This window comes from Spirosoma utsteinense (assembly GCF_014282275.1).
In the GTDB taxonomy this organism is placed as follows: domain Bacteria; phylum Bacteroidota; class Bacteroidia; order Cytophagales; family Spirosomataceae; genus Spirosoma; species Spirosoma utsteinense.
The window spans coordinates 1-20,782 of the sequence record NZ_VFIA01000017.1; the positions used below are offsets into that span (position 1 = coordinate 1).

20 protein-coding genes are annotated in these 20,782 nt (G+C 51.6%); 14 read left to right on the forward strand and 6 right to left on the reverse strand.

The features are described 5' to 3' along the window. The first annotated feature begins 109 nt into the window (after positions 1 to 109). Positions 110 to 523: a MaoC family dehydratase gene (locus FH603_RS14650; protein WP_186738279.1), complete on the forward strand. Its 414-nt coding sequence runs from the start codon at positions 110 to 112 to the stop codon at positions 521 to 523. Positions 524 to 603: 80 nt separating this feature from the next. Here FH603_RS14650 and FH603_RS14655 read toward each other — a convergent pair whose 3' ends face one another. Together FH603_RS14655 and FH603_RS14660 are read right to left on the reverse strand one after the other, a co-directional pair. Further along, the gene (locus tag FH603_RS14655; protein ID WP_186738387.1) at positions 604 to 789 is read right to left on the reverse strand and encodes a histone H1; all 186 of its coding nucleotides are present in this window, start codon (positions 787 to 789) and stop codon (positions 604 to 606) included. 145 nt (positions 790 to 934) lie between these two features. Next, positions 935 to 2,239 carry an aminotransferase class I/II-fold pyridoxal phosphate-dependent enzyme gene (locus FH603_RS14660; protein ID WP_186738280.1) on the reverse strand — a complete coding sequence of 435 codons (1,305 nt, stop codon included), beginning with the start codon at positions 2,237 to 2,239 and terminating at the stop codon, positions 935 to 937. A gap of 244 nt (positions 2,240 to 2,483) precedes the next feature. On the opposite strand from FH603_RS14660, the gene accC reads away from it, so the two are divergent. The 5 genes from accC to FH603_RS14685 all read left to right on the forward strand — a co-directional run bounded on the left by accC (position 2,484) and on the right by FH603_RS14685 (position 7,915). Continuing rightward, positions 2,484 to 3,989 carry an acetyl-CoA carboxylase biotin carboxylase subunit gene (accC, locus tag FH603_RS14665; protein WP_186738281.1) on the forward strand — a complete coding sequence of 502 codons (1,506 nt, stop codon included), beginning with the start codon at positions 2,484 to 2,486 and terminating at the stop codon, positions 3,987 to 3,989. Between the two features lie 71 nt (positions 3,990 to 4,060). Beyond that, positions 4,061 to 4,588: a GNAT family N-acetyltransferase gene (locus FH603_RS14670; protein ID WP_186738282.1), complete on the forward strand. Its 528-nt coding sequence runs from the start codon at positions 4,061 to 4,063 to the stop codon at positions 4,586 to 4,588. 167 nt (positions 4,589 to 4,755) lie between these two features. Then, on the forward strand, positions 4,756 to 6,720 hold the full coding sequence (locus tag FH603_RS14675) for a BamA/TamA family outer membrane protein (RefSeq protein WP_186738283.1): 1,965 nt from the start codon (positions 4,756 to 4,758) through the stop codon (positions 6,718 to 6,720). Positions 6,721 to 6,801: 81 nt separating this feature from the next. Then, positions 6,802 to 7,257, forward strand: coding sequence for a MarR family winged helix-turn-helix transcriptional regulator (locus tag FH603_RS14680; RefSeq protein WP_186738284.1), 456 nt, complete (start codon positions 6,802 to 6,804; stop codon positions 7,255 to 7,257). A 49-nt stretch (positions 7,258 to 7,306) separates the two neighbouring features. Continuing rightward, positions 7,307 to 7,915, forward strand: a complete 609-nt coding sequence (locus FH603_RS14685; protein WP_186738285.1) for a YceI family protein — start codon at positions 7,307 to 7,309, stop codon at positions 7,913 to 7,915. Between the two features lie 117 nt (positions 7,916 to 8,032). Here the strand turns inward: FH603_RS14685 and fbp are convergent, their stop codons facing one another. Together fbp and pckA are read right to left on the reverse strand one after the other, a co-directional pair. Beyond that, positions 8,033 to 9,052, reverse strand: coding sequence for a class 1 fructose-bisphosphatase (gene fbp / locus FH603_RS14690; protein WP_186738286.1), 1,020 nt, complete (start codon positions 9,050 to 9,052; stop codon positions 8,033 to 8,035). Beyond that, positions 9,049 to 10,665, reverse strand: a complete 1,617-nt coding sequence (gene pckA / locus FH603_RS14695) for a phosphoenolpyruvate carboxykinase (ATP) (RefSeq protein ID WP_186738287.1) — start codon at positions 10,663 to 10,665, stop codon at positions 9,049 to 9,051. Before pckA ends, fbp begins: the two co-directional genes overlap by 4 nt. Positions 10,666 to 10,811: 146 nt before the next feature. Between pckA and FH603_RS14700 the strand changes: the two genes are divergently transcribed. Further along, positions 10,812 to 12,299 (forward strand): helix-turn-helix domain-containing protein, encoded by a 1,488-nt coding sequence (locus FH603_RS14700; RefSeq protein ID WP_186738288.1) that lies wholly within the window; start codon positions 10,812 to 10,814, stop codon positions 12,297 to 12,299. A gap of 51 nt (positions 12,300 to 12,350) precedes the next feature. Beyond that, positions 12,351 to 12,782 carry a DUF1810 domain-containing protein gene (locus tag FH603_RS14705; protein ID WP_186738289.1) on the forward strand — a complete coding sequence of 144 codons (432 nt, stop codon included), beginning with the start codon at positions 12,351 to 12,353 and terminating at the stop codon, positions 12,780 to 12,782. A gap of 50 nt (positions 12,783 to 12,832) precedes the next feature. Here FH603_RS14705 and FH603_RS14710 read toward each other — a convergent pair whose 3' ends face one another. Then, on the reverse strand, positions 12,833 to 13,201 hold the full coding sequence (locus tag FH603_RS14710) for a DHCW motif cupin fold protein (RefSeq protein ID WP_186738290.1): 369 nt from the start codon (positions 13,199 to 13,201) through the stop codon (positions 12,833 to 12,835). A 172-nt stretch (positions 13,202 to 13,373) separates the two neighbouring features. Here FH603_RS14710 and FH603_RS14715 point away from each other — a divergent pair, with 172 nt between their 5' ends. From FH603_RS14715 to FH603_RS14735, 5 genes are all read left to right on the forward strand, one after another. After that, positions 13,374 to 14,297 (forward strand): aspartate carbamoyltransferase catalytic subunit, encoded by a 924-nt coding sequence (locus tag FH603_RS14715; RefSeq protein WP_186738291.1) that lies wholly within the window; start codon positions 13,374 to 13,376, stop codon positions 14,295 to 14,297. Positions 14,298 to 14,618: 321 nt separating this feature from the next. After that, positions 14,619 to 16,520, forward strand: a complete 1,902-nt coding sequence (locus tag FH603_RS14720; RefSeq protein ID WP_186738292.1) for a CocE/NonD family hydrolase — start codon at positions 14,619 to 14,621, stop codon at positions 16,518 to 16,520. 173 nt (positions 16,521 to 16,693) lie between these two features. Then, the gene (locus FH603_RS14725; RefSeq protein ID WP_186738293.1) at positions 16,694 to 17,797 is read left to right on the forward strand and encodes a vWA domain-containing protein; all 1,104 of its coding nucleotides are present in this window, start codon (positions 16,694 to 16,696) and stop codon (positions 17,795 to 17,797) included. A gap of 246 nt (positions 17,798 to 18,043) precedes the next feature. Beyond that, entirely contained in the window at positions 18,044 to 18,847 is an 804-nt protein-coding gene (locus FH603_RS14730) for a serine hydrolase (protein WP_186738294.1), read from the forward strand. Further along, positions 18,844 to 19,560, forward strand: coding sequence for a uracil-DNA glycosylase family protein (locus FH603_RS14735; protein WP_186738295.1), 717 nt, complete (start codon positions 18,844 to 18,846; stop codon positions 19,558 to 19,560). The genes FH603_RS14730 and FH603_RS14735 overlap by 4 nt, the downstream gene beginning before the upstream one ends. A 48-nt stretch (positions 19,561 to 19,608) precedes the next feature. Here the strand turns inward: FH603_RS14735 and FH603_RS14740 are convergent, their stop codons facing one another. Further along, positions 19,609 to 20,118, reverse strand: a complete 510-nt coding sequence (locus tag FH603_RS14740; RefSeq protein ID WP_186738296.1) for a lipocalin family protein — start codon at positions 20,116 to 20,118, stop codon at positions 19,609 to 19,611. Positions 20,119 to 20,460: 342 nt separating this feature from the next. On the opposite strand from FH603_RS14740, the gene FH603_RS14745 reads away from it, so the two are divergent. Beyond that, positions 20,461 to 20,781 carry a heavy metal-binding domain-containing protein gene (locus FH603_RS14745; RefSeq protein WP_186738297.1) on the forward strand — a complete coding sequence of 107 codons (321 nt, stop codon included), beginning with the start codon at positions 20,461 to 20,463 and terminating at the stop codon, positions 20,779 to 20,781. The last annotated feature ends 1 nt before the right edge of the window (position 20,782 follow it).

A 20,782-nucleotide genomic window follows, 5' to 3' on the forward strand; every position in this document is an offset into this window, starting at 1 on the left:
CATCATTCATCATTCATCATTCATCATTCATCATTCATCATTCATCATTCATCATTCATCATTCATCATTCATCATTCATCATTCATCATTCATCATTCATCATTCATCATGATTACGGATTTTGCCCTTGATGCCGTCCACCGGTATGCATTTCGTTTCTCGCAGGCCGACGTTATCGATTTTGCCCGCGTAACGGGCGACAATAACCCGCTTCACCTCGACGCTGACTTTGCGGCCACAACACCTTTCAAACGACCCATTATTCACGGTATGCTGGGAGCCAGTGTGTTCACCAAAGTACTCGGCACCGAATTTCCTGGCTACGGATCTGTTTACCTGGGCCAGACGCTGGAGTTTTTGCGCCCTATGTTTGTCGATACCGATTATGAAGCAGTCTTTACCGTGAAGTCGCTCAACCCCGATAAGCATACCGCCGAAATTCTTGGCGAGCTGCGCGACCTGCAAACCGGAAAAGTTACCACTCGGGGTGTAGCAACCCTCATGCACCGCGAAAAAATTTGATGCTCTAAACGAAAACACCCTCGTCAGATCGATTGACTGACGAGGGTGTTTATCGTTTCGGCCAAGGACCGACCTGCTGCTTACTCTTTTTCGGCGCTGTTCTTGGTATCCTGGACTTCTGACCGAATGGCCTGCGCCAGTGTCTTTAAATCCTGCATTCCTTTACGAACACGGGTACCGGCAGCCTGGTTTTTCTTGTCGTAAAATTTCTCGAAATCACCTTCGAGCGACATAACCAAATTCTTTACTTCATCGAAGCGTGCCATAGCAATGTGCATGGGTTTAAGGTTGAAAAAATGCCCAAATTCCGCTAAAAACGCGGTTTTACGGCTGAAATTTAGTCATTCTACCATACAGCGCAATAGATGGGCCAAAAAAATAGCTGAAAAATGCAACTTTTGACCCAAAACACTACTCACTGGCTGCTTCAGCCGATACTTCCAGCGTTTCTGGGGCAATTTCGGCCTTATTTTGAAGATATACGCCCCGTTCCAGCTTATCAGCCACCAACGAGAAGGCATCGAGCGTGACCTGCACGTCTTCGAGCGTATGAGCGGCCGTTGGAATGATGCGCAACATAACAATTTCTTTAGGCACCACCGGGTATACGACGATGGAACAGAATATGCCAAGATTTTCGCGTAAGTCACGGATCAGAGCGGTCACTTCCGGCACGCCACCCTTGAGGTTTTGTAACAGTACGGGCGTTACCGGCGACTCTGTTTCGCCAATATTGAAACCCCGCTCGCGCAGACCACTCTGCATAGCCCGAACGTTAGCCCAGAGTTTATCGCGGAACTCCGAAGAGTTGCGGATCATATCCAGACGCTTCAATCCACCTACCACATACGGCATCGGCAGCGCTTTGGCGTAGGTCTGCGACCGCATGTTGTACTTAAGATACATGATGATGTCGTGGTCGGCGGCAATGAAGGCGCCGATGGCAGCCATCGACTTGGCGAAAGTCGAGAAATACAGATCGATACCATCCTGGCACCCCAGCATTTCACCAACACCCGCACCCGTTTCGCCCATCGTGCCGAAGCCGTGGGCATCGTCGACCAGCAGGCGGAATTCATATTTATCTTTCATGGCCACGATCTGGTCCAGGCTACCCACTTTGCCCGACATACCGAAAACGCCTTCGGTAATAACGAGAATGCTACCGCCTTTCTCCGCAGCTTTTCGGGTTGCCCGCTGAAGGTTTTTCTCCAGGCTGGCCATGTCATTATGGTTGAACTTGTAGTACTCACCCATCTTGGCTTTGTGAAGCCGGATACCATCGATGAGGCAGGCGTGACACTCAGCATCGTAAACGATTACGTCACGGTGATCGACAACCGCTTCAATAGCCGACATCACCCCCTGATACCCATAGTTAAGCAGGAATGAATCTTCTTTCCCTACAAAAGTGGCCAGTTCCTTCTCGAATTGCTCGTGAAGATCGCTGTTGCCCGACATCATGCGGGCACCCATAGGATAGGCGAGCCCCCACTGTGCCGACGCTTCGGCATCAGCCTTACGGATTTCAGGATGGTTGGCCAGGCCGAGGTAGTTGTTGAGGCTCCAGTTCAGCACCTCTTTCCCCCGGAACCGCATGTGCGGCCCAAGTTCTCCTTCGAGTTTAGGAAATGCAAAATAATGGTGACCGTTGAACTCCCGTGATGGCGAGCCGATAGGACCTAGATTGGTGCGCAGTTTCTCAAATAAATCCACTTATTGGTATAATTTAGCGGGCTAATACCCTGTTTGTTACGCGGTAAGTGCAAAAATACGCCTAAGTTCTTGTAGTACAAATTGATTAAACGAAATTCAGCGTGACTCACTCAGTATGAAGGGTTTTGACAAAATGATCTTCATACAGGTACTTATTACGGCTTATTTGCGTAAATCGGCCTGTTAATTCACCAAGTCGGTGCCTAGGCCAACATATTCTGCCGACTGAACGTTCTACCGTATCATGCCAACAATCAACAAATTGCTGATCGCTAATCGGGGCGAAATAGCCTTGAGAATCATGCGCACGGCCCGCGAAATGGGTATTAAAACTGTAGCGATTTATTCCGAAGCCGACCGTAACGCTCTCCATGTCCGCTATGCCGACGAAGCCGTGTGTGTAGGACCAGCTCCCTCGTCAGAATCCTACCTGCGCGCCGACATTATCATCGATGTATGCCGTCAGCTTAACGTCGATGCCATTCACCCTGGTTATGGTTTTCTTTCCGAGAACGCCAATTTTGCCCGGCTGGTACGCGAAGCCGGTTTGATCTTTGTAGGGCCATCGCCCGAGGCTATCGAGATCATGGGAAGCAAGCTGGCGGCCAAAGCAGCCGTTGCCGCTTATGACATTCCTATGGTCCCGGGCACCCCGTCGGCCATTACCGACCGGACAGAAGCCCGGGTTATTTCAGCTCAGATTGGCTATCCTATCCTTATCAAAGCTAGTGCCGGCGGGGGTGGTAAAGGCATGCGTGTCGTGGAAAACGACGCCGAATTTGACGAACAGATGGACCGGGCTGTCAGCGAGGCCATCTCGGCCTTTGGTGACGGATCGGTGTTTATCGAGAAATACGTAACCTCCCCCCGCCACGTCGAAATTCAGGTACTGGGCGATCAGCACGGCAATATTATTCACCTCTTCGAACGGGAATGTTCGGTACAGCGTCGGCATCAGAAGGTGGTTGAAGAAGCCCCTTCGGCTATCCTCACGCCCGAGATACGGGAAGCAATGGGCCAGGCGGCTGTTGCCGTAGCCCGGGCCTGTGGCTACTATGGAGCGGGTACGGTCGAGTTCATCGTCAATGACAAGCTGGACTTTTACTTCCTGGAGATGAACACCCGCCTTCAGGTCGAGCACCCCGTTACCGAACAGATTACGGGTATAGACCTCGTGAAGCAGATGATTTACATTGCCGAAGGAAAAGCCCTGACCATACGACAGGAAGACCTGGAAATAAAAGGGCATGCCGTGGAAGTACGCGTTTATGCCGAAGATCCGGCGAACAACTTCCTCCCGGACGTGGGTACGCTCGATACGTATGTCAGGCCGCAGGGGAACGGTGTTCGGGTCGATGACGGCTTTGAGCAGGGTATGGCAATTCCCATCTACTATGATCCCATGATCGCCAAACTGATCACCTACGGCGACACCCGCGCTGAAGCCATTCAGAAAATGATCCGGGCCATCGATGAATACCAGATCTCGGGGGTACAGACTACATTGCCATTTGCCCGGTTTGTGATGGAGCACGAAGCGTTCCGCAGCGGGCAGTTCGACACCGGTTTCGTTAGTAAGTACTTCACCCCCGACAAACTAACCCCAGCCCCTGATGCCACAGAATCCGAACTGGCAGCCGTTCTGGCCGCTTACCTGATGAATAACTCGAAACCGGGGCCCACTACAGGCTCAGCCGATGCGGTACCGGTATCGCGGACTAAGTGGAAAACCAACAGAGCCAGAGCCTAACACGTCTGGAGTCGCTTTTTGACGTGACTCCAGACATACGTTCATCACTTAGCCGCTAATCCATCATTACGTTGATTATTCGACCCGCTACCCTGGCCGATGCGGCCGTGCTTTCCGAACTCGCTACAACAACGGGGCGCGAAGCGTTTGGGCCGCCCCATAACCCGGCTGATTTAGTCGAAGAATACCTTCAATCGACCCTTACGCAGCCAATACTCGAAACCGAACTGGCCCATCCCCGGTCCTGGTTCTTTCTCGCTGAAACCGACGATGGTGCACCCGCTGGGTATGCCAAACTTCGTCGGCAGGCCCCTCCGCGCCAGATGCCGGCTGCGTACCGACACAAGGCCATCGAGATTCAGCGTATCTACCTTCTGCAAAGCCACGTAGGACGAGGTCAGGGAAGGTTACTGATGAACTTCTGCCTCGATTGGGCGCGGTCGGCTGGCTACGAGGCTGTCTGGCTGGGCGTATGGGAGCGGAATGAAACAGCCCGGTCGTTTTACCATAAAATGGGCTTTTCTCCGTTTGGCTACCACTATTTCCAATTTGGTGCCGAACGTCAGCGGGATTATTGGCTCTATAAACCGTTACATTAGTGAGTGCACGTATTTGGGCGTGTCAATGTTAGTAGATTTTATCTTTCACCGATACTGGACGTGCTATACCGGCATTAATAAACCGTATAGTTAGCGATCAACAAATGGTTTAAGCCCTATTTAAACCATTGGCAACGGGATGCTTCTAACTCGCACCTACTTACGCAATGAGTCAACTGTATAACCGTGCCTATAGACACCTGCTTCGCTCCGGCCAGGCAGGCTTGTTGCTATATGCTGTATGCAGTACCATCGCTCTGGGCCAGACCGATACAACCCGCAGGCAACCCAAACGGGGCGCTACCGATTCACTGGCAACCCCCACATCGACCGCCATTGCCGATAGTATATTGATGCAGCGTGACAGCGTCTTTTATACACGCCTTAAAACAGGTATGTACAAACGGCGGATCACCCGCCAGCTCTACGATGCTGTATTTAGGGATGTATACAACAGCCGCGTCCGGACGGGCGAAGTCAACCAGATAGAGGTCAATCCGTTCGTGCCCTTTGAAGGGCGTATTATTGGTACCATCTACATCCAGCGCCTTGGCGTATTCGGACATTCGGTGTACGATACCCTCCGGCAAGCGGGCAACTGGATCGAGCGGACGGGAAACCGGGTCCATGTCAACACCCGCGAAAGCGTCATTCGCCGATCATACCTTCTGTTTAAAGAAGGAGATGAAGTTAGTCCCAACGTACTGCGCGACAATGAGCGACTCCTGCGCAGCACGTCGATTTTTCATGATGCCCGAATTTTAGTGTTGCCCCGGGAAGGAAGCCGCCAGTTTGTCGATGTATACGTAATAACACAGGATGTCTGGTCGCTGCTGCCCACGGGCGGAGTGGGTGCTCTCAACCGCTTCAGCCTTGGTTTTGAGCAGCGTAACTTACAGGGTCTGGGCCACCAGCTATACAGCCAGGTGACTTACAATGGCGACGATCCCCGACAGAAGGCTGAATACCGGGGCCGTTATACGGTTCCGTTCATTGGCAAAACATTTCTGACCGCTCAGGCGGAATTATTGTATTTACGCGACCTGAAACAAGGCGCTATCCGGTTGTCACGGCCATTCCTGACCCCCGACACTAAATACGCCGGATCTATTGAAATCAATCATACCCGCGTCAACGATCGGGTCATTACCCGCACAGACAGCGTTCTGGTAGCCCCCCTACGCTACAACTACTCCGACGTTTGGTTCGGCCGTTCGTTTCGGCTGTTTTACGGACAGAAAGACTCCGACGAGAAAGGCCGGTCGCGGTTGATTATCGCGATTCGTAATACTAACTACGAATATACAGGCCGTCCCGACGTTACGGCCGACACCAACCAGCGCTATCAGGATAGCCGCACGACACTCTTCAGCGTAGGTTTTTCCCGGCGTAAATACATACGCGATGTGCTTATCTACGGCTTTGGCCGGACAGAGGACGTACCCATCGGCGAATCGGTGGCGGGCGTTATTGGGTTCGATAATGCCGAACTGGGTCAACGTTTGTATACAGGACTGAATTTTTCGCAGGGCAAATACGTCAGGCGAATCGGTTACGTGTATACGTTGGTTAGCCTGGGCGGTTACATCCGCACCAAAGGCATTGAGCAGAGTGTGATATCGTTCGAATCAAACTACTTCAGTCCACTTCTGAAAACTAAGTGGGGCAACCTGCGCCATTTTTTCAATACCCGTTTCACTACCGGCATCAATCGGTTCGAGAACGAGTATATCACGTTGGGAAGCAACGGCAGCGGCATCAACACCGATGGCATTGGCATCAACAGCGACGCCCTTCGGGGCACCCAACGCTGGCTTATCAACTACGAAAACATTTTGTTCTCCCGGTTAAGCCTGATTGGCTTCCGGGTAGCTTTTATCTCTTTTGCCAACATTGGACTGGTTAGCTTTTCTGACCGCTCCCTGTTGCGCGGCCCTTTATACCAGGGATATGGAATTGGATTCAGGCTCCGGAACGAGAACCTTACCTTTAACAGCTTCCAGATCCGACTCTCTTATTATCCCAATATTCCGGGCAACACATCCCCGTTCCGAAATTCATTCGAAGGTATACCTGCCCTACGGTTCCGCGACTTTGATTTATCGGCTCCACTGATCATTCCCTACCGGTAACAATGATTCTTCGTCGAGAAAAATAAAATAAATTTGTATATAATGTTGATACATTAAATGTTATTGCATTATATTTGCAGCATGTCTATCGAAGCCGACATCAAACAGACCACCCCGTTTAAGACGCCCTATCATCGGGTGATGGTCAACTTAATGTATACCAGCAACTGGGTGGCCGACAGCCAGATGCGGGTACTGAAACCGTTTGGGCTAACGTTGCAACAATATAACGTATTACGGATTCTGCGCGGCCAGCATCCAAACCCGGTCAAGGTAAGTGACATAACTGAGCGTATGCTCGATAAAATGTCTAACGCTTCCCGACTGGTCGACAAATTAGTTGCCAAGAAACTCGTATTGCGGACCGAGTGTCCGAGCGATCGCCGGGCTGTTGACGTCGTTATCACCGACCAGGGGTTAGCGCTGCTCAAACGGCTGGATACGCATCAGGCAAAATGGGATCTGACGCAGGCCGACAAGTTGACGGAAGAGGAAGCCAACTACCTCAGCCAGTTGCTCGACCGGTTAAGGGCCTAACAAATAGCATTACCAAGTCAACCATATACAATCTCTCAAAAAAAACACCATGAAAACACGTCAGTTTCTGGCTGGTTTAGTCGCCGTAGCGGTGATGGTCAGCGCATCGGCCTTTGTAGGCCCCGGCAAAAAAGCAACAGCTTATAAAGTCGACACCCAGAAAAGCATTCTAAACTGGAATGGCAAAAAAGTAACCGGTGAGCACAGCGGCACGATAAAGTTGAGCGATGGTACGATGACCGTCGATGGCGGGAAGCTATCGGGTGGTACGTTTACGTTCGATATGAACAGCATGGTTAACACTGACCTGACCGACGCGAGCTACAACGCAAAGTTCATTGGCCACATGAAGTCGGAGGATTTCTTTAACACGACGAAATTCCCAACGTCTACGTTTAAAGTGACGAAAGTTACGCCTAAAGGTGGCGACATTTATGACATCACTGGCAACATGACCATTAAGGGCATTACCAACGCTGTAACGTTCCCCGCTACCGTAAAAATGACGGGTAACACGATCACTGCCGATGGCAAAGCTACCCTCGACCGTACGAAATACGATATCCGTTATGGCTCCAAATCGTTCTTCGAGAACATTGGCGACAAAGCTATCTACGATGATTTTACGGTTGAAATGAAACTGGTTGCGTCGAAATAAGCTTCGTTCCGTATTCCACCGCCCTCCCCGGCACCCAACGGTGCCGGGGATTTTTTGTGTCTACCAGTTGAGGTTTTGCCCGCCGGTTCGCGAACGAAGTTTCCTGTTACCTGTACCTTATACCTCCTCGACCATTGTACGGGAGCCGATGTAAAGAACAGATCGCTGGTGAAGTGAAACGGGGACAATATCCAGTATGGGTTGCAAGCCGTTGGTGGCCTTGCCACCCGCCTGTTCAGCGATAAAAGCCATTGGGTAGCATTCATACAGGAGCCGGAGTTTCCCAGCGGGCGCTTTGAGCGTTGGCGGATACAGGTAGATACCGCCTTTGATGAGATTACGGTGAAAATCGGCTACCAGTGAGCCAATGTACCGGCCCGTTAATCGCTGCTGCTTACAGCGGAACAGATACCGCTGCACAGACACAGGATAGTCGTCGACGTTCCCATCGTTGCAGGAGAAAATAAACCCGGCTTCGGGTTGCCTAAGGTCGGCATGGGAGAGAATGTACTCGCCCAGGGAGATATCATACGTAAACCCGCTTACCCCGCTGCCTGTCGTGAAAACCAGCAGTGTCGATGAACCATAAAGAATATAGCCGGCTGCGATCTGCTGTCGGCCACCTTGCAGAAAATCGGCTTCTGTAGCTTCCGTACCAACCGGCGACACCCGCCTGTAAATAGAAAAAATAGTCCCGATCGACACGTTGACATCAATGTTTGAGGAACCGTCGAGCGGGTCAATGGCGACAACATATTTAGCCTGACTATTACCGGTGTGGATAATATCGTCATCCTCCTCCGAAATAATAGCGCAGACTTCACCGCCGTTTTTCAGCGCCCGGATAAACCGGATATTAGCCACTACATCGAGCTTCTGCTGCGTCTCGCCCTGGATATTTCCTGAGCCGGCCGACCCGGTAATGTCCATCAGGCCCGCCCGGTTTATTTCCCGATGTATGATCTTGCTCGCCAGCGCAATATCCCGCAACAGTTGCGACAACTCGCCGGTTGCATACCGGAATGCACTTTGCCGATGCAAAATGTACCGGTCCAGTGTGGTCCCGACGGGCAAGGCCAGGTCTGGACGCTCCGGGGACTTAGTTTCCCCCGGTCTCTCGTTGGATAGGGTTATCATAAAGTGATTGGAGGGATAGCGAATGGTTGCCGTTTTTCAACAAAAAGTGCGTGCAGGACTTCTGCTTTTTCATCATAAGCCAACGGATCGACCCACGTTTGCCGGGGATCGAGCAGATCGGTGGGTACACCGGGGCAGGACGTGGGCATCGAAAGCCCGAAAACCGGGTGCTCCACGAACGATACGGCAGCCAGTGCGCCTGACAGAGCCGCCCGAATCATGGTCCGGGTATACTCCAGTTTCATTCGCTGTCCTACCCCGTAACCACCACCCGTCCAGCCGGTATTTACTAGCCAGACATTCACGCCATGGCTATGAATTTTCTGACCCAGCATTCGTGCGTACTCAGTGGGATGAAGCGGCATGAACGCAGCGCCAAAGCAGGCCGAGAAGGTAGCCTGTGGTTCAGTAACGCCCATTTCGGTTCCGGCTACTTTAGCAGTATAGCCCAGCACGAAATAATCCATCGCCTGCACGGGGGTAAGCCTGGAAATAGGTGGTAATACGCCAAACGCATCACAGGTCAAAAAGAAAATAGTGTGAGGATGCCCGCCTATCGATGGACTAACAGCCTGTTCGATAAAGTCGATTGGGTAGGCGGTACGCGTATTTTCAGTGATCGAGGAATCTGCATAATCAACTACATGCGTGTTGGGCAAGAAGCGGGTGTTTTCAACGATAGCACCGTAGCGGATAGCATCGTAAATCTGCTGTTCACGCAAGCGGGTCAGATCGATGACTTTGGCATAACAGCCCCCTTCAAAATTATATACCCCCTCGTCGCTCCAGCCGTGTTCGTCATCACCGATCAATCCACGTTCAGGATCGGCCGAGAGGGTTGTTTTACCTGTTCCAGACAACCCGAAGAAGAGGGCCACGGCTGGCTCACCCGTATGGGCATTGGTACCCACATTGGCCGAACAATGCATAGGTAGTACACCCTGGGCAGGAAGCAGAAAGTTGAGCGCCGAAAACACCCCCTTTTTTATCTCCCCCGCATACCCTGTTCCCCCAATAAGAATCACCCGCTTCGATAGATTAAGGACCGTAAAGTTTTCGCCACGGGTCCCATCCTCGTTGGGATGTGCCAGAAACTCCGGCACGGCCAGAATGGTAAAATCGGGCTCGAACAAGGCAATTTCTTCCTCTGTTGGCCGCAGAAACATGTTGGCACAGAACAGATTTTGCCAGGCCGATGTCGTCAGTATACAGAGTTTAAGTTGATAGCGTGGGTCGGCCCCGGCTACGGCATAGCGAACATATACGCGTTGGTACTCGACAAAGTGGCACATTTTACGGTGTAGCCGATCAAATTGCTTTTCATCGAATGGCCTGTTGACAGCACCCCAGTCAACGCGGGAATCAGTCCTACTGTCACGAACGATATATCGGTCTTTTGGCGACCGACCGGTAAACCGGCCCGTTGTGCACATCAGCGCTCCTGTATTGGTAAGCTGTCCTTCACGGTTAAGGAGTGCCCGCTCAACCAACTCAGCCGGTGAAAGCTGGAAGTTTAACTCCGCGACATCACTGATTTTCAGGAATTTCAAGGCCCTATCGCTTTGATCACCGGCGATTGTATCGGCGTGGGAACGTACGTTTTCAACGATCATACTCTGGTAGATTTTGGTGAGAATTGATTTCGTACGAAATATAAACAGCGATTCAATAATAATTAGCGAACGTTCGCTAATTATTATTGAATCGCTAAATTTTATCTATTTTCTGGATTTTACCGGTGGAATAGTAATTTTGTCCTATGACAACCGACCGGGATAAAGTAAGACTCATTTTTGGCCTTAAACTCAGGCAGCTACGAAACGACCGTGGCTTATCGACTTATGACCTGGCAAGTCGCACCGGCCTGTCGCCATCTTACCTGAATGAGATCGAGAAGGGGAAAAAGTACCCAAAAACGGAGAAGGTGTTTGCCATTGCCAAAGCGCTGGAGACCGATTACGATACGCTGATTTCACTAAAGGTCAGCAAGCAGCTTGAACCGGTAGTCGAACTACTCAATTCGAATATTCTCAGTGAATTACCGTTCGATCTATTCGGTATAGAACCGGGCTATTTTCTCGAAGTTATGGCGAGTGCGCCCGCCAAATTGAGTGCTTTCATCAGCACGTTAATTGAGATAGGCCGGAATTATGACCTGAAAGTCGAGCAGTTTTATTTCTCCGTGCTTCGGACTTACCAGGCCATGCACGATAATTACTTTGAAGACCTGGAGCTGGAGGCTGACGAATTTCTGGCCAGTCATCCCCTGCCTACCCCTCCGGAAGAATCTACAAACTGGTTGTCAGACGTCCTCGTTCAGGAATACGGTTGCACGATCGAAGCCTATGATGACGCAGCTTACCCCGATTTATCGTCGCTGCGGTCCGTTTACCTGCCAGAGAAAAATAAACTGCTACTTAACAACAAGCTTTCACCAGAACAGCGGGCTTTCACGCTGGCACGCGAAGTAGGCTATCATCAACTTCGCCTGACGGTGCGCCCACTCGAATCGTCGGTACTGGAAGCCCGTTCGTTCGACGAGGTCCTGAATAACTTCCGGGCTTCGTATTTTGCCCGCGCCATCCTGATTCCGCGCCAGGCGTTGCTCCTTGAGTTACTGGATCTGGTTGCCCAACCCAACTGGGAAAACGAATGGTTGCTGGCAGCGATGAAACCTCGAACGGTAACCCCCGAAATGTTCCTTTTACGGATGACGAACCTGCTGACGAGTCATTTTGGGCTTAAAGAATTATTCTTCCTGCGGTTCAATCAACGGGACAATTTAAAGTTTCAGCTTACCAAAGAGCTGCACCTGAGTAAACTTCACACCCCTCACGGTACCGCCCGTGACGAGCATTACTGCCGACGGCAGGTATCGGTTTCTATTCTGAATGAACTCCGGCAACAGCAGCAAAGCGGACAATGGGATGGTAAGCCTATTTGCCGGGCGCAGCGCATTACTTTTTCAACCAGTGGCAACGCCTATTTCGTTATGTCGATTGCCAAATCGTCTCCCCCTACCACCACAAACAGCAGCATCAATATTGGCCTACCCATCACCGACCAGTTGCGCAGCGTATTCCACTACCTGGATGATCCGGCAATACCAACTACGCTCGTTGGCGAAACATGTGAACGGTGCCCTATCCCCGACTGTAGGGAGCGGGCGGCAGAGCCAGTCAACCTGATTCGGGAACAACAGATAAAGAATACCCAAACAACAATCGAACGATTGCGGTTTGACTGAAATCGATCACATACAACGTGGATAACGAATTACAGGTAAAGAGCTATCACCATGCAGGCAGACGATACCCTGAATCGGTTCCTGGAGGCCCAGGAAACATACTATACCAAGGCATTGGATGAAATAAGAAAGGGTCGAAAACAAACCCATTGGGTGTGGTTTATTTTCCCACAGATAGCCGGGTTAGGGTATAGCGAGATGGCGCGATTTTACGCGATAAAAGACCTGCAGGAAGCTAGATCATACCTGGACCACCCGGTTTTAGGAGCCCGGCTCACCGAGATTGCGAACGCGCTGCTAAGTGTAGAGGGTAAAACAGCCAATCAGATTCTGGGTAATCCGGACGATTTGAAGGTGAGATCGAGTATGACTCTGTTCAACCTGCTGAAGCCCACCGACCCGGTCTTTGGTGCCGTCCTGGCCAGGTACTACCAGGGTAGCCCGGACCCCCAAACGCTTAGGCTGCTAAACATTAGGTCGTAATCGGCTCAAAGGCGACCGGTTGGGATGGAAAAAAAGGTTACCTGTTCCGATTACAAACCCGTCGACTCGCCCATCAGGAAGCCACCATCTACGATGAACAGTGTAGCACCCGTATCGGTACCGGTGCGGGTTCGGTGAACACTTTCCTGGTCTGACACTTCAAAAGACATCCCCTGGGTTAACCGGAACACCTGGCCATCGGCCAGCTCTAGTTCCAGCACACCGGAGACAACGAACATGATATGTCCCCGTTTGCACCAATGATCGGAGAGGTAACTGGCGGAATAATCGACTAAACGAACCCGAAGCGACCCAAATTTAAGGGTGCGCCAGTGGGCTGTCCCTATTTCGCCAGGGTACTCCGTAGCGGGAACTTCAGCCCAGTCGGTAACTTGAAAAGGAATGGAAGAGGTATGCATATTTTCGGGTAGGCAGGGGCCAAGTAGGACCGTGTTGACGAAACGGGCCTGGCTCACCCGGCAAAGTTGACTCGCTCTTGTCAATTAAACAACTGATATTGGCCAGGCATTCTCTGAAATAAGTAAGGACTGATGCTATCTTTGCCCAATTTTAGTCCCTGCGTTACCCCTCATGGCCCAATCTCTCAGCGTCCGCCATCTGGTGGGCATCAAAGACCTGACCGAGTCCGACATTCAGTTAATTCTGGATACGGCAGGACAGTTTAAAGAAGTCATCAACCGGCCGATCAAAAAAGTCCCGTCACTGCGTGATGTAACGATTGCCAATGTTTTCTTCGAGAATTCGACCCGTACCCGACTTTCGTTCGAACTGGCCGAAAAGCGGCTATCAGCGGATGTCGTTAACTTTTCGGCTTCCGGATCGTCAGTTAAGAAAGGCGAAACACTGCTGGATACGGTCAATAATATCCTGGCCATGAAAGTCGATATGGTCGTCATGCGCCATAGCAGTCCCGGTGCCCCGCACTACCTCACGAAGCACATCAAAGCCAATGTCGTCAATGCCGGCGACGGTACCCACGAGCATCCTACACAGGCGCTGCTCGATTCCTTCTCGATTCGTTCGGCGCTCGGCGACGTAGCCGGTAAACGGATAGCCATAATTGGCGACATCACCCACTCCCGTGTGGCGTTGTCCAATATTTTCTGTTTACAAAAACAGGGGGCTGAAGTTATGGTATGTGGACCCAAAACGCTCATTCCCAAGCATATTGAAAGTCTGGGTGTACGGGTGGGCCACGACGTACGGGCGGCATTGGCGTGGTGCGATGTAGCCAACGTATTACGGATTCAGCTGGAGCGGCAGCAGATCAAGTATTTCCCTTCTCTGCGGGAGTATTCGCTCTATTTTGGTATCTCCAAGCAAATGCTCGATGAACTCGACCGGCCCATTGTACTGATGCACCCCGGCCCTATTAACCGGGGCGTCGAGCTCACCTCCGACGCGGCCGATTCGAGTCATAGTATCATCCTCGATCAGGTCGAAAATGGCGTGGCGGTGCGCATGGCGGTGCTGTATCTGCTGGCTCAGCTATAACCGGACTTCTCACTGACCTTCGTTTGATCCGCGAACGAAGTGATCAGGTATGCCATCAAGAACCATTGTAAAGAGGCTTGTGAGACGGGGGCGGCATACTCCTCTCTGAATGAGTATCCGTGCGGGTAAGCTTTGGTTGGCTTAACTATGCGCAGTCTTTCGGTATTCACACGAGGTCAGTGACTCAATAGCACGTATAATCTACTGGATTCAGCCCGAAAACAGGCGTATCGTTCTTGATTCTCGATCAAATGCCGTAGCTTTATCAGCTACCCATTCGATCGAAAGAATAGCCGTTTCACCATCTCGTTTTCAGCCTACATGAACGTCCGAAATTCATTCCCAGCCCTCATGCTGGCTTTTTTTCTGTGTGCAGCCCGTACCTTGTGGGCTCAACCATCAGCCCCCGCCGACGTATTGCAGCAACTCCAGCAGCTTGCTACTATTGAACAGAAAGTGATGATGCCCATGCGTGACGGGGTCCGGCTGGCGACTGATATTTATCGGCCAAAGACAAACGCCCCCGTCCCTATTATCTTTTCTAAAACACCTTACAATTTCAACAACTGGGGCGACGGGGAACAACGGGGCGGTACTTACCAGGCCGCTCTCGATGCGGTCAAACGCGGGTATGCCTACGTCGTGCAGAACGAACGGGGCAAGTTTTTTTCTGAAGGAGACTGGGATATCCTCGGCCCGCCGACGACCGATGGTTTCGACGCCTTTGCATGGATGAAACAGCAACCCTGGTCGAATGGAAAAATCGGCACGCTGGGCTGCTCATCGACAGCGGAGTGGCAGATGGCCGTAGCAGCACTCGATCATCCGGCCCACGCAGCCATGGTACCTATGGGCTTTGGCGCGGGTGTAGGGCGGGTGGGACCCTTCATGGAACAGGGCAACTGGTACCGGGGTGGCGCTCAGCAAATGCTGTTTACCACCTGGCTCTACGGCACGCAAACCGACGCTGCCCGGCCCCTTTTTTCCAAAACAGCAACCAGTGAGGATTTGACCAGAGCTTCCCGCTTCTACGACCTGGCTCCCGAGATGCCTAAAGTAGACTGGGCACAGGGGTTACGCCACCTGCCCGTGCAGGATATCATCAAACAGGCGAACGGCCAGAAAGGTATTTACGAGAAGATGATCGTTCGCCAGCCTACTGATCCTGACTGGAGCAAGGGCGGACTTTACCAGGACAACATGCCATTTAACAAGCCCAGCTACTGGTTTGTATCCTGGTATGACGTGTCGAGCAGCCCGAATCTGGCCTTGTTTAACCACGTTCGTAAAAACGCAACCGATGCCGCCATGCGCGATGCCCAGTTCCTGGTTATCGCCCCTACCCTGCACTGCGCCTATAAACGGGCTACCGAGAACACGGTAGTAGGTGAACGTAACGTTGGTGATGCCCGACTAGACTATGATGGCCTTATTTATGGCTGGTTCGACTACTGGCTGAAGGGAGAAAAGAACGATGTGCTGACCAAGACTCCCCGCGTTCGGTATTACACCATGGGCTCAAACAAGTGGCAGACATCCGACACCTGGCCCCCGGCAGAAGCTGCCATGACTACCTATTACCTGTCGAGTGGTGGCCGCGCCAATAGTCTTTACGGCGACGGGAAGCTTACCCCAACGCCCCCCGCTAACAGCCAGAAAGCCGATGCCTTCGCCTACGATCCAGCTTATCCCGTTCCTTCCTATGGGGGAAACGTATGCTGCACAGGCACGGCCATTCAGGGAGGTGCCTTCGATCAGCACCAGATGGAAACGCGGCAGGATATTCTGGTCTATACTACCGAGCCGTTTGCCGAGGGCGTAGAACTGAGCGGTTCGGTTGAAACGACGCTTTACGTAGGTTCTGACGCGAAAGACACCGATTTCACCGTGAAGCTCATCGATGTGTACCCCGATGGACGGGCGTATAACCTCGACGAAACCATCCTGCGCGCCCGCTATCGGGAGGGTTTCGATAAACAGGTGATGATGGAAAACGGGAAGGTGTACAAACTCACGCTGAGTCCGATGGCAACGAGTAACTTCTTTGCACCGGGCCACCAGATTCGGGTTGAAGTATCGAGCAGTAACTTTCCCCGTTTCGAACGAAACCTGAACACAGGCGGTAAAAATTACGATGAGTCGAAGGGTGTGGTGGCTAACAACAAGGTGTTTCATACGGCCGGCTACCCGTCACAAATCCGCTTACCGCTGGTGAAGAAATAGACGGGACCAGAACCGAACAAATCCCCGAATCATGCTGTTCTCTGGGCGGTGTCCATGGGCACGTCACAACCGCTATTGACTGAACTGGCGAACCGCGCGTTCAACTACCCGCAGCCCTTTGCTGACACTTGACCAGACATGGGTTGCGTTTCTACATTGAAAACAACAGATAAATGAAAGGCTTTCAATTTTCCGACTTTATACCACCCGAGCAGAAAGAGGGCAACAAGTTCGATCAACTGCTCAACATTTTCCAGCAACTTCTCTTATTGACTTCCGGCGACGTAGAGCAGGCTATGTCATGGATGAGCCAGCTCGACCGGCAGTATGGTCTTACTGACGACAAGTACGGCATTGGTAACTTTTTCGATGAGCTCAAAGAAAAGGGCTACCTGACAGAGTCGAATGAGCAGGGCAAGATTGTGATGACGCCCAAAAGCGAGCAGACCATCCGGCGGTCGGCCCTCGAAGAGATATTTGGCAAGCTGGAACGCTCCAAGTCGGGCGGCAACCACCAGACGCCTTACACCGGCACCGGCGATGAACTGAGCAGCGACATGCGGACGTACCAGTTCGGTGATTCGCTGGAGCAGATTTCGATGACCGAATCGATTCGCAACGCCCAGATAAACAGTGGCGTCGATGACTTTACGCTCATGGAACGCGATCTGGAGGTAACTCAGAAAGAGCAGAAAACCCAGACATCGACGGTCCTGATGATCGACATCAGCCACTCCATGATTCTGTACGGCGAGGACCGGATTACACCGGCCAAAAAAGTGGCTCTTGCCCTGGTCGAACTCATCAAAATCAAATACCCAAAAGATACGCTCGACATTGTAGTTTTTGGGAATGACGCCTGGCAGATTCAGGCAAAAGAACTTCCCTACCTGGAAGTTGGCCCTTACCATACGAACACGGTAGCTGGTCTTGAACTTGCTATGGACTTGTTGCGCAGACGGAAAAATAAGAACAAGCAGATCTTCATGATCACCGACGGCAAACCAACCTGCCTGAAAGAAGGTATCAAGTATTACAAGAATTCGTTTGGACTGGACCGGAAGGTAGTCAGCAAGACGCTAACCCTTGCCGCTCAGGCGCGTCGGCTGGAGATTCCGGTTACGACGTTCATGATTGCGAGCGATCCATACCTGAAACAGTTTGTGCAGGAGTTTACGAAAGTGAACAACGGCCGCGCCTATTACAGTGGGCTACAAGGTCTTGGAAATATGATGTTCGAAGATTTCCAGCGAAACCGACGCAAGAATATTAAATAGCCCACGGATAAATCCGTGGGTTCCGCGGTTCATCCGTGGGTTCCGCGGTTCATCCGTGGGTTCTGCGGTTCATCCGTGGGTTCTGCGGTTTATCCGTGGGTTCCGCGGTTCATCCGTGGGTTCCGCGGTTTACCCGCAAAACCACATTCGTCCCACGAAAAACCCGGCGAATTGACAAACTCAATACATTCAGCCATATTCAGGAAAGTCGGAATAGCCGTTCCGACTTTCTTTTTGTTTCTCAGCATGACCCTGCCCCTTACGGCACAGCCACTGAACGACTCACTAACAACCTATTTGCATCAGCTTCCGGCCGGTGCTAAAGTAAGTCTGGCCGTAGAATCACTGACTAACGACCGTATCACGTTTGCCTACCAGGCCGACAAACCGGTTCCTTCGGCCAGTGTTATCAAACTGCCCATCATGCTCGAAGTGATGGAGCAGGTCAAGGCCAACCAGCTCGATCTGGACGAGATTCATATTCTGACAGACGCCGAAAAAGTGGGGGGCGATGGTGTGCTGAAGACCTACTCCCACCGCAGTCGGGTTGCCTATCGGGACCTGCTTCGGCTGATGATGATCTATAGTGACAATACCGCTACCAACATTTTCATCAATGAACTTGGGATGGACACGATCAACCGGCGGATGCGGACGGTGGGCCTGAGCCAAAGCCAGCTAAACCGGGTGATGATGGATACGCTGGCCGTCCGGCAGGGACGCGAAAACTACGTAACAGCCCGTGAAATGAATGTTCTTCTGAGTAAGATCTATCGCAACGAGGTAGCAACGCCTGCCTTGTGTTCGCAAATGCTTACTATCCTGAAACAGAATGAGGACCGGGTTACCCTGCCGGGGCAGCTTCCTAAAGGGACAGTAATTGCACACAAAACCGGAACGCTGGCCTACGTTCGGGGCGACGTTGGCATTGTCTACGCGGCTAAACCGTTCCTGGCGTCTGTATTTGTAGAAGGTATTCCGACGTCCGATGCCGAACGAATCATTGCTGAGATAGCGCTGATCTGTTATACTTATTTCTCACGCCCATGAACACCTTCGCAGACCGTGCTATTGCGTATTATAACACTCTCCAGGCCCCGGTTAACCTACCACTGGGTATTGGGATCATGAACCCCTACCAGTTGACCGATGTCCAGCAGATCGTTAGCCAGTTTTACTCAACCTTCTATAGCGACAACCGCCCCCGCGTGTTTGTGATGGGCATCAATCCCGGTCGGTTTGGAGCAGGCGTAACCGGCATTTCGTTCACCACACCCCAAAATCTCCGCCGGTACTGTGGCATCGCCAACTCCCTTCGCGACACACCGGAACTGTCGAGCCGGTTTATCTATCAGGTGGTAGACGCTTTTGGTGGAGCGGGCGCATTCTATGGTAAGTTCTTTCTGACCTCGCTGTTTCCCCTGGCGCTGACCAAAGACGGCCCCAGGCGGGATGATGGTCGACCGGGAGGTCCCAAAAATTATAATTTTTATGACGACCGCGCTACCACCAATGCACTCTGGCCCGCCATAACGGAGACGGTTCGGAAGCAGACGAGTTTTGGTTATGACCGTCGGGTAGCCGTTTGTCTGGGCCGCAAGAACGAAACCTACCTGCGTCGGCTGAACGAGCAGGTAGGCTTTTTCGACCGTATCGTTACCCTTGATCACCCACGCTACATTTTACAATATAAAGCGAAAGACGTACCTGTTTACCTGGAACGGTATATCGCTACGTTTCACGAATGTGTGGAGACGGTATAAGAGAATCAGCGTTGCGGTTTCAGGAGCCGGGGCCGGTACTCCCAACGGCTACAAGCGTTTCAGTTCCATAGTATACCCCTGCTTAAAGGGTTTGCCAGTGGCATCTATATCGTCCTCCTGCCAGGCCAGCTGCATATTGGCACCGGAGAAGGAGACGTCATACGTAGTCGTTGTCTGATCGCTGTCGGTAATGGTCAGCTTTGTTCCACTCGACACCCATTTACTATTGCTATCTATACCGGTAGCATTTGCAATATCGTCACTATTCGACTGGCATGAAGCCGGAGAATCTGTACTGACAACACCCCCACTTTTGAACGAAACAGTAATGTCGGACAAGCAGGTCGTACCAATCAATAGCGAGTATACGGGTAACAAGTCCTCAAATCCCTGCACCTTGGGATTTACTTTTAGCGCACTCACTTTATAATTACCTTCGATAGAGGTAGCCGTTGGTGTGACTGTTTCACCAGCGTCTTTTTTACAACTACCAAACCAGAGTGGCATTGCCATAACCAGCATCCAGGCCATCGGGCGCTCTGAAATCAAATTTTTCATGGTATACATTTTTAAACAGGTGGAATCCTGGAGCAAAATTGTAGATAAACAGAAGTGGCCTGGCTTCTTTTTGAGTCAACGGTTGAGCTACTGCATAAACGGCTCTGACAGGGTCAGCCAGACCCGTTTAGTCTACCCATTTTCAAGGTCGATGGCTATTATGCAATCAATTGATAAATTCGAATAAGCCGTTTGCCCCCTGTAGATGACCATTAATCTGGCAAAACGGGCCGATTGTACGGCTTTATCGCCATAAAATAGTAGCCTTGTATCTGGTCCCGGCCAACTGCCTAACTTTGCGGCCGCACTAGTAGACTATTCGCAACCTTTTAACCTACGCAAATGCTTGTTACGACTACTCCTAACATCGAGGGCAAACGTATTACCAATTACATCGGTCTGGTCAACGGCGAGGCTATTATCGGCGCAAACCTCGTCAAAGATTTTTTCGCCAACATTACAGATGTGGTAGGTGGCCGATCGGGGGCCTACGAACAGGGCTTGCGGGAAGCCAAAAGCATTGCCATTAAGGAAATGATCGACCAGGCAACCCGACTGGGTGCCAACGCGATTGTTGGTGTTGACCTCGATTATCAGACTATCGGCGGCAGCGGCTCCATGCTCATGGTCAGTGCCAATGGTACAGCCGTCATTATCGAGTAAC